Below are 8,563 nucleotides of genomic sequence, written 5' to 3' on the forward strand. Positions count from 1 at the left end.
AGATCGCCCGTCGCAAGGCCAAGGGCAGCCGCGGCGGTCGCCCACCTGCCTTCGATCCCACCATCTACAAGGGCAGGAACGTGGTGGAACGCTTCTTCAACCGGATCAAGGAGTTCCGCGCCATCGCCACCCGCTACGACAAACTCGCTCGCAACTACCGCGCCGGCCTCGTCCTGGCCAGCACCATCATCTGCCTACGAGACCAGTTACGCGACACGCCCTAGGCCTGGTCGCCCGCAGGTTCGACCTCGACCGGGAAGTTCACCGACGCCGCGATGAAGCAGGCCGCGCCCGCCTCGGCGTGCAGTTGGGGCAGCAGATGCGCCTGCCCCGGGTCGGCCAACGTCACGCGCGGGCGGAGCAGCACGCGGGTGAACCGGCCGCCGATGCCCTCCTGCTCCAGCCAGCCCTGCGGGGTGTCGGTGTAGCCGGTCACCACCACGCCGTGGGTCACCGCCACGTGCAGGAACGACAGCAGGTGGCACTCGCTCAGCGCCGCGAGGAGCAGCACCTCAGGGTTCCAGCGGGCCGGGTCGCCGCGGAAGGGCTTGTCGGCCGACAACAGCAGGTCCGGACGCCCCGCGCTGCGGGCCAGCACGTCCCGGCCGTAGGTGCGGAACCCGGACGTGCCCTCGCCGCGGTCGCCGGTCCAGGCGACGTCGAGGGTGTAGGTGTGGGTCGCCATCAGGCCGGGCGCAGGTGCTCGACGTCGCCGGCCACGAAGGTGCGCACGGTGGTGCCGTCGTCGACGACGATGCCGCCGCCGGCGTCCACCCCGACGGCCCGGCCCCGGACGGGCTCGCCGCCGGCCACCCGCACGACGACCTCGCGGCCGATGGTGTCGCAGCGGCGGCGGTAGGCGTCCACGACGTCCTGCCCGGCGTCCCAGGCGGAGAACCACGTCTCGAGGGAGCGCAGGACCGCGGCGACGATCGTGGTGGCCCCGGCGTCCGACCCCTCGAGCCGGGTGGAGGTCGCGGTGGGGACGGGCAGCTGGTCGGCGCGCAGCGCGACGTTCAGGCCGAAGCCGAGGACCGCCCGGGGGTGGTCGAGGTCGCCGACCGACTCGCAGAGGATGCCGCACAGCTTGCGCTCGTTCACCAAGACGTCGTTGGGCCACTTGAGGCGGGCGTCCAGCCCCGTGGCGGCCCGGACGCCGTCGGCCACGGCCATGCCCACCAGCAGCGGCAGCCAGCCCCATTCCGGCATCGGACGCCGGGGCGCGACGAGCACGGAGCACGCGACCGAGGTGTCGGGCGGCGCCTCCCAGCGACGGGCCAGCCGGCCACGCCCGGCGCTCTGGTGCCCGGAGACCAGCACGCGGCCCGCGGGGGCGCCCTCGCGGGACTGCCGGGCCAGGTCGGCGTTGGTGGAGCCGGTGCTCGCGACGACGTCGACGTGCTGCCACAGCCCTCCGGCGACGGCGACGGCCAGGGCGTCCGCCTCGATGAATCCGCTCACGGCCGCCAGCGTAGCCACCGACGGGCAGGTGGGCTTGGGGGCTGGGGGTCGATAGGCATTATGGTCAGCGCATGGAGATCGACATCCACACGACGAAGGGGAAGATCGCCGATCTCGGGGAACGCATTCTCGCCGCTGAGAACGCCGCCTCCCCGGCTGCCGTTGAAAAGCAGCACGCCAAGGGCAAGCTCACGGCCCGCGAGCGCATCGCCGCGCTCCTGGACGAGGGCACCTTCGCGGAGTTCGACGAGTTCGCCCGCCACCGCTCAACGGCGTTCGGCATGCAGGCCAAGCGTCCCTACACCGACGGCGTCATCACCGGCGTCGGCGCCATCCACGGCCGTCCCGTCTGCGTCTTCAGCCAGGACGTCGCCCTCTTCGGCGGCGCGCTCGGCCAGGTCTACGGCGAGAAGATCGTCAAGATCATCGACTTCGCGATCAAGACCGGCTGCCCGCTGATCGGCATCAACGAGGGTGGTGGCGCCCGCATCCAGGAGGGCGTGGTCTCCCTCGGCCTCTACGGCGAGATCTTCCGCCGGAACACGCTGGCCTCCGGCGTGATCCCGCAGATCTCCCTGATCATGGGCGCCGCGGCCGGTGGCCACGTGTACTCCCCGGCCCTGACCGACTTCACGATCATGGTCGACCAGACCTCGCAGATGTTCATCACCGGCCCCGCCGTCATCAAGACGGTCACGGGTGAGGACGTGACGCTGGAGGAGCTGGGCGGCGGTCGCACGCACAACGCCAAGTCGGGCAACGCCCACTACCTGGCCGCCGACGACAACGACGCGATCGAGTACGCCCGCGAGCTGCTGAGCTACCTGCCGCAGAACAACCTCGAGGACCCGCCGGTCTACGACGAGGCCGAGGTCGACCTCACGATCACCGACCACGACCGCGAGCTCGACGTCCTGATCCCCGACAGCCCGAACCAGCCGTACGACATCCGCACGGTCATCAAGACGGTCCTCGACGACGACGAGTTCCTCGAGGTCCAGGAGCTGTACGCCGGCAACATCGTCGTGGGCTTCGGCCGCATCGAGGGTCGCGTCGTGGGCATCGTGGCGAACCAGCCCATGGTCTTCGCCGGCTGCCTCGACATCAACGCCTCCGAGAAGGCCGCCCGCTTCGTCCGCACGTGTGACTGCTTCAACATCCCCGTGCTGACGTTCGTGGACGTCCCCGGCTTCCTGCCGGGCGTCGAGCAGGAGCACAACGGCATCATCCGCCGTGGCGCGAAGCTCATCTACGCCTACGCCGAGGCCACGGTCCCGCTGGTCACGATCATCACCCGCAAGGCCTACGGTGGCGCGTACGACGTCATGGGGTCGAAGCACCTGGGTGCCGACGTGAACCTCGCGTGGCCGACCGCCCAGATCGCCGTCATGGGCGCCGAGGGTGCGGTCGAGATCCTGTACAAGAAGGAACTCGCCGAGGCCACCGACCCGGTCGAGCGCCGCAAGGAGCTCATCCAGGAGTACAACGACGAGCTGGCCAACCCGTACGTCGCCGCCGAGCGTGGCTACATCGACCAGGTCATCTACCCGCACTCCACGCGCGAGACGATCATCCGGGTCATGCGCCTGCTCCGCACCAAGCGCGAGACCCTGCCGCCCAAGAAGCACGGGAACATCCCGCTGTGACCGAGCAGATCTCGCCCGAGGAGCAGGGCCCGCTGTTCCAGGTGGTGTCCGGGAACCCGTCGGACGAGGAGCTGGCGGCGCTGACCGCCCTGCTCACCGTCGTCCGGCGGGGACGCGGTCGCCCGCACGCGCCGGTGAACTCGGCGATCGCGGGTGGCTGGCGTTCGCACTGGCACCTCGTGCGGCACGCAGTGCTGCAGGGCCACGGCGCGTGGCGGAGCACGGCGCGCCGCTGACCCCTCCCCTTCCTCCCGCTTGGTGGCGGCCGTTAGGCTCGACGCGTCCGCCACCAAGCGAAGGAGTGCCAAGGATGGCCGCCGTAGACGACATCAAGTCGAGCCTCGACCTGTCCCAGATCGCCCAGTACCTGGGCACCGACGAGCAGACCGCCAACGAAGCGGTCGACCAGGCCCTCGCCCAGCTCGTCGGGGCGATGGACGACAACGCCACCGATGCCGCCAGCGCCGTCGGCCTCAGCCGCGCCGCGCTCAACGACCACCTCGAGGGCTCCGCCTTCGGTGACAGCATCGACATCAACGCGGTCGACGCCGCCGACGGCGAGAAGATCGTCAGCCACGTCTTCTCCCCCACCCAGATCCAGTCCCTCGGCCCCGGCATGGGGGGCAACCTCCTGCGCCGACTGCTCCCCCTCCTCGCCCCGCTCGTGATGGGCTACCTCGCCAGCAAGCTGCAGGAGAAGATGGGCGGCGGCGGTCGCGCGCAGGCCCCTTCGCAGGGCGGTGGCCTGGGTGACATCCTGGGCGACCTGCTCGGCGGTGGCGCCCCCCAGCAGCAGTCCGGCTCCGCCGGCGGCGGCCTGGGCGACATCCTCGGTGACCTGCTCGGCGGCGGCGCGCCCCAGCAGCCCACCCAGGCCCCCTCCTCGGGCGGCACCGGCGGCTTCCAGGCCCCGACCTCCGACGGCGGCCTCCGCATCGACCCGGGCACCTCGGCCCCGCGCCAGTCCCAGCCGCAGTCGCCCATGGGCGGCGGCGCGGGCGACCTCCTGGGGGGTCTCCTCAAGGAGATCCTCATCGGCCGTCGCTGACCTTGCGGCTGGTCCTCGCATCGGCGTCGCCGGCGCGCCTGCACACCCTGCAGGCCGCCGGCGTCGACCCGATCGTGCACGTCTCCGGCGTCGACGAGTCCGTGGTCGACGAACGTGACCCCGAAGCCCTCGCCTGCGCCCTGGCCCGGCTGAAGGCCGAGGCCGTCCTCGCCGAGGTCGGCACCGGCGGCGACCTCGCCCTCGTGGGCTGCGACTCGGTCCTGGCCCTGGGCGGGGACATCCACGGCAAGCCGTACACCGACGAGGCGGTGCGCGAGCGCTGGCGCCTCATGCGCGGCCGCACGGGCGAGCTCGTCACCGGCCACCACCTCGCCGTCGTCCGCGACGGCACCGTCCACCGCGACACCCGCGCCGCCACCACCCGCGTGACCTTCGCCGACGTCACCGACGACGAGGTCGAGGCCTACCTCGCCACCGGCGAGCCCCACCACTGCGCCGGCGCCTTCACCATCGACGGCTACGGCGGCCCCTTCGTCGAACGCCTCGAGGGCGACCCCCACAACGTCGTCGGCATCAGCCTCCCCCTGCTGCGCCGCATGCTCGCCGACGCCGGCGTCGCGTGGCCCACCCTCTGGCGCCGGTAACCTGATCGGGCCATGACCGAGATCACGCCCGCTCCCCCACACAGCGCCCTGCCCGCCGCCGTGCGGGCCATGCGCCCGCGCCAGTGGGTCAAGAACGTCCTCGTCGTGGCCGCCCCCGCCGCCGCGGGCTCCCTGTTCCAACCGGCGGTCGCGCTCAACACGCTCGGGGCGTTCGTCGCCTTCTGCCTGGTCAGCGCGTCCATCTACCTCATCAACGACGTCCGCGACGTCGAGGCCGACCGCCTGCACCCGAAGAAGCGGTTCCGGCCCATCGCCGCCGGCGAGCTCACCGCGCGCACCGCGCTGGTGCTGGCCGCGATCACGGTCGTCGCCAGCCTGGCGCTGGGCGCCGCGATCGCCCCGCAGCTGGCGGCCACGCTGGCCACCTACTGGGTCCTCCAGGTCGGCTATTCCCTGTTCCTGAAGAACCAGCCCATCATCGACCTGGCCGTGGTGGCGTCCGGATTCCTGCTGCGCGCGGTCGCCGGCGGCGTGGCGTCCGACATCGCGCTGTCCCAGTGGTTCCTGCTCGTGGCGGCGTTCGGGTCGCTGTTCATGGTGGCCGGCAAGCGCTACTCCGAGATCCGCGAGCTCGGCCCCGAGGCCGGCACCCGCGCCTCCCTGGCCCGCTACACCGACACCTACCTGCGCTTCGTGTGGACCATGGCGTGCACCGCCGTGATCATGTCCTACAGCCTGTGGGCGTTCGAGCAGTCGGGCGACTCCATGCTGGCGGGGGTGCCCTGGCACGCCGTCTCGATCGCCCCGTTCACGCTCGCGCTGCTGCGCTACGCCTACACGATCGACACCGGCGCGGCCGGTGAACCCGAGGACGTCGTCCTGACCGACCACGTCCTGCAGGGCCTCGGCGTCCTCTGGGCGGTCCCGGTCGTGCTCGGCCTGCTGGGCTGACGGACGCCCCACGCCGGGGTCCCCACGGGGATGGGACCTGTCGATTACAAAGGGGCACTGCTTTGGTCCTAGACTCCCGAACGGACACGGCTTTCGCGCCATGAAGGACTTTCAAGGAGGAAATGTGCCTATCACCAAGGTTCTCGTCGCCAACCGCGGTGAGATCGCCGTCCGCGTCATCCGCGCGGCCCGCGACGCCGGGCTGCCGAGCGTGGCCGTCTACGCAGACCCTGACGCAGACTCGCTGTTCGTGAAGCTGGCCGACGAGGCCTTCGCCCTGAACGGCATGACCCCGGCCGAGACGTACCTCGACGTCGCCAAGATCCTGGCCATCGCCGAGCGCACCGGCGCAAACGCGATCCACCCGGGCTACGGCTTCCTCGCCGAGAACGCCGACTTCGCGCAGGCGGTCCTCGACGCCGGCCTGATCTGGATCGGCCCCCCGCCGGCCGCGATCGACGCGCTGGGTGACAAGGTCAAGGCCCGCCACATCGCGCAGAAGGTGGGCGCCCCGCTGGTGCAGGGCACCCCCGACCCGGTCAAGGACGCCGACGAGGTCGTCGCGTTCGCCAAGGAGTTCGGCCTGCCGATCGCGATCAAGGCCGCCTACGGCGGTGGCGGTCGCGGCCTGAAGGTCGCCCGCGAGCTCGACGAGGTCGCCGAGCTGTTCGAGTCCGCCACCCGTGAGGCCGTCACCGCGTTCGGTCGCGGCGAGTGCTTCGTCGAGCAGTACCTCGACAAGCCCCGCCACGTCGAGACCCAGTGCCTGGCCGACTCCCACGGCAACGTCGTGGTCGTCTCCACGCGTGACTGCTCGCTGCAGCGCCGCCACCAGAAGCTGGTCGAGGAGGCCCCCGCGCCGTTCCTGACCGACGAGCAGATCGACCGCCTGTACACGTCCTCCAAGGCCATCCTCAAGGAGGCCGGCTACATCGGCGCCGGCACCTGTGAGTTCCTGGTCGCCCAGGACGGCCGCATCTCGTTCCTCGAGGTCAACACCCGCCTGCAGGTCGAGCACCCGGTCTCCGAGGAGGTCACCGGCATCGACCTGGTCCGCGAGATGTTCCGCATCGCCGACGGCGAGGAGCTGGGCTACGGCGACCCCGAGGTCCGCGGCCACTCGATCGAGTTCCGCATCAACGCCGAGGACGCCGGCCGCAACTTCATGCCGGCCCCCGGCACGCTGACCGCGTGGCAGGCCCCGTCCGGCCCCGGCGTCCGCGTCGACCACGGCTACAACGCCGGCATGTCGGTCCCGGGCTCGTTCGACTCCCTGGTCGCCAAGATCATCGTGACCGGTGCCGACCGCGAGCAGGCCATCGCCCGCTCCCGCCGCGCCCTGTCCGAGACGGTGCTCGAGGGCATGCCGACCGTCATCCCGTTCCACCAGGTCGTGCTCAACGACCCGGCGTACACGGCGGCCGACGGCAAGTTCGGCGTCCACACCCGCTGGATCGAGACCGAGTTCGACAACCAGATCCCCGCCTACACCGGCCCGCTCGGTGAGGGCGAGGAGGTCGAGAAGACCAGCGTCGTCGTCGAGGTCAACGGCCGTCGCGTCGAGGTCAAGCTGCCCGCCTCCCTGGGCACCGCCGCCCCGGCCGCCTCCGGCAAGGCCAAGAAGCCGACCCGCCGCGACCGCGGTGGCGCCAAGGCGTCCGCCCCGTCGAGCAACGCGGTGGCCTCGCCGATGCAGGGCACCATCGTCAAGGTGGCCGTCTCCGAGGGTGACACCGTGGCCGAGGGCGACCTCGTCGTGGTGCTGGAGGCCATGAAGATGGAGCAGCCGCTCAACGCGCACCGCGCGGGCGTCGTCAAGGGCCTGAGCGTCGAGGCGGGCCAGACGGTCGCCTCCGGCGACACGCTCTGCGAGATCGTCGACGCGGAGTGACAACGACGCACAGCTGACACCCAGCGGCCCCCGAGGCTTCACCTCGGGGGCCGCTGGCATGCTGGGGGCATGGAGTACGTGATCGTCGGGGTGCTCGTCCTCGTCGCCCTCGGCATCTGGGTGGCCGTCGCGCGGGGCGGGAAGAAGCTCGAGCGGCAGCAGGCCACCAAACTGGAGGGGGCGTTGTCCGCCTCCCTGCGCGCCGCCGAGGAGGACGTGACGCGCTTCGGCGAGGAACTGCAGGCCGTCGACGTCACCGGCGGCACGCTGGACGCCGCGGCCCGCCAGGACTACGAGCGGGCGCTGGACTCCTACGAGCACGCCAAGCAGTCGCTGGCCGCGGTCACCCGCCCCGACGAGGTGCGGTTCGTCACCGAGATCCTCGAGGAGGGCCGCTACGCCGTCGCCTGCCTGCAGGCGCGGGTCGCCGGGCAGCCGCTGCCCGCCAAGCGCCCGCCGTGCTTCTTCAACCCCTCGCACGGCCCCTCCACCCAGAACGTCGAGTGGGCCCAGCAGGGCCAGCCGTCCCGCTCCGTCCCGGCCTGCGCGGCCGACGCCGAGCGCGTGCTCGCCGGGGGCGTCCCCTACATCCGCACCGTGCAGGTCGGCGCCCGCCGCGTCCCGTACTGGGAGGCCGGCCGGGAGTACGCGCCGTGGGCGCAGGGCTACTTCAGCAACTGGAAGGGCTCCGACCTGATCAAGGGCGTCGCGGTGGGGTCGGTGGTGCTCGGCGGGCTCGTGGCCCTGCCCAAGCTGCTGGACGAGCTGGGCGACGGGTTAGAGGGTCTGGAGGGCCTGGGTGACCTCGGCGAGATCGTCGAGGGCCTGGGCGACCTCTTCGACTGATATGTAGGCCCTTTTGTCAAGGGGGCGTGACGAAGTGGCGTCCTCCTGGTTGGGGGACGCCACTTCGCTTTTGGCACGGTGCTTGGTGACGTTCGGCGTGGTCGTCGACGCGGATGGTCAGACTGACATGCGCGGGTTGGTTACCGCTTGACGG

Annotated in this window: 10 protein-coding genes; 8 read left to right on the forward strand and 2 right to left on the reverse strand. The window is 71.5% G+C overall.

All coding sequences use genetic code 11. From position 1 onward, the window contains the following. Positions 1–224 (forward strand): transposase (locus tag H5397_RS16540; RefSeq protein WP_182814264.1); only part of this gene is annotated, 224 nt, incomplete at its 5' end. Here H5397_RS16540 and H5397_RS16545 read toward each other — a convergent pair. Together H5397_RS16545 and H5397_RS16550 are read right to left on the reverse strand one after the other, a co-directional pair. After that, positions 221–685 (reverse strand): OsmC family protein, encoded by a 465-nt coding sequence (locus H5397_RS16545; protein ID WP_182818799.1) that lies wholly within the window; start codon positions 683–685, stop codon positions 221–223. The two genes, H5397_RS16540 and H5397_RS16545, sit on opposite strands and share 4 nt — an antisense overlap. Beyond that, complete coding sequence (locus H5397_RS16550; RefSeq protein WP_243760794.1) at positions 685–1,461, reverse strand: biotin--[acetyl-CoA-carboxylase] ligase; 777 nt, start codon at positions 1,459–1,461, stop codon at positions 685–687. The genes H5397_RS16545 and H5397_RS16550 overlap by 1 nt, the downstream gene beginning before the upstream one ends. 71 nt (positions 1,462–1,532) lie before the next feature. On the opposite strand from H5397_RS16550, the gene H5397_RS16555 reads away from it, so the two are divergent. From H5397_RS16555 to H5397_RS16585, 7 genes are all read left to right on the forward strand, one after another. Next, on the forward strand, positions 1,533–3,107 hold the full coding sequence (locus tag H5397_RS16555; RefSeq protein WP_182818800.1) for an acyl-CoA carboxylase subunit beta: 1,575 nt from the start codon (positions 1,533–1,535) through the stop codon (positions 3,105–3,107). Further along, positions 3,104–3,343 carry an acyl-CoA carboxylase subunit epsilon gene (locus H5397_RS16560; protein ID WP_182818801.1) on the forward strand — a complete coding sequence of 80 codons (240 nt, stop codon included), beginning with the start codon at positions 3,104–3,106 and terminating at the stop codon, positions 3,341–3,343. The genes H5397_RS16555 and H5397_RS16560 overlap by 4 nt, the downstream gene beginning before the upstream one ends. A gap of 74 nt (positions 3,344–3,417) precedes the next feature. After that, positions 3,418–4,155: a DUF937 domain-containing protein gene (locus H5397_RS16565; protein WP_220492372.1), complete on the forward strand. Its 738-nt coding sequence runs from the start codon at positions 3,418–3,420 to the stop codon at positions 4,153–4,155. Further along, positions 4,152–4,760, forward strand: a complete 609-nt coding sequence (locus H5397_RS16570) for a nucleoside triphosphate pyrophosphatase (protein ID WP_182818809.1) — start codon at positions 4,152–4,154, stop codon at positions 4,758–4,760. Before H5397_RS16565 ends, H5397_RS16570 begins: the two co-directional genes overlap by 4 nt. A 12-nt stretch (positions 4,761–4,772) precedes the next feature. After that, complete coding sequence (locus H5397_RS16575; protein WP_182818803.1) at positions 4,773–5,672, forward strand: decaprenyl-phosphate phosphoribosyltransferase; 900 nt, start codon at positions 4,773–4,775, stop codon at positions 5,670–5,672. A 100-nt stretch (positions 5,673–5,772) separates the two neighbouring features. Continuing rightward, complete coding sequence (locus H5397_RS16580) at positions 5,773–7,563, forward strand: biotin carboxylase N-terminal domain-containing protein (RefSeq protein ID WP_182818805.1); 1,791 nt, start codon at positions 5,773–5,775, stop codon at positions 7,561–7,563. Between the two features lie 69 nt (positions 7,564–7,632). Beyond that, positions 7,633–8,409 carry a hypothetical protein gene (locus H5397_RS16585; protein ID WP_182818806.1) on the forward strand — a complete coding sequence of 259 codons (777 nt, stop codon included), beginning with the start codon at positions 7,633–7,635 and terminating at the stop codon, positions 8,407–8,409. Positions 8,410–8,563 lie beyond the last annotated feature (154 nt).

This window comes from Propioniciclava sp. MC1683 (assembly GCF_014164675.1).
In the GTDB taxonomy this organism is placed as follows: Bacteria; Actinomycetota; Actinomycetes; order Propionibacteriales; family Propionibacteriaceae; genus Propioniciclava.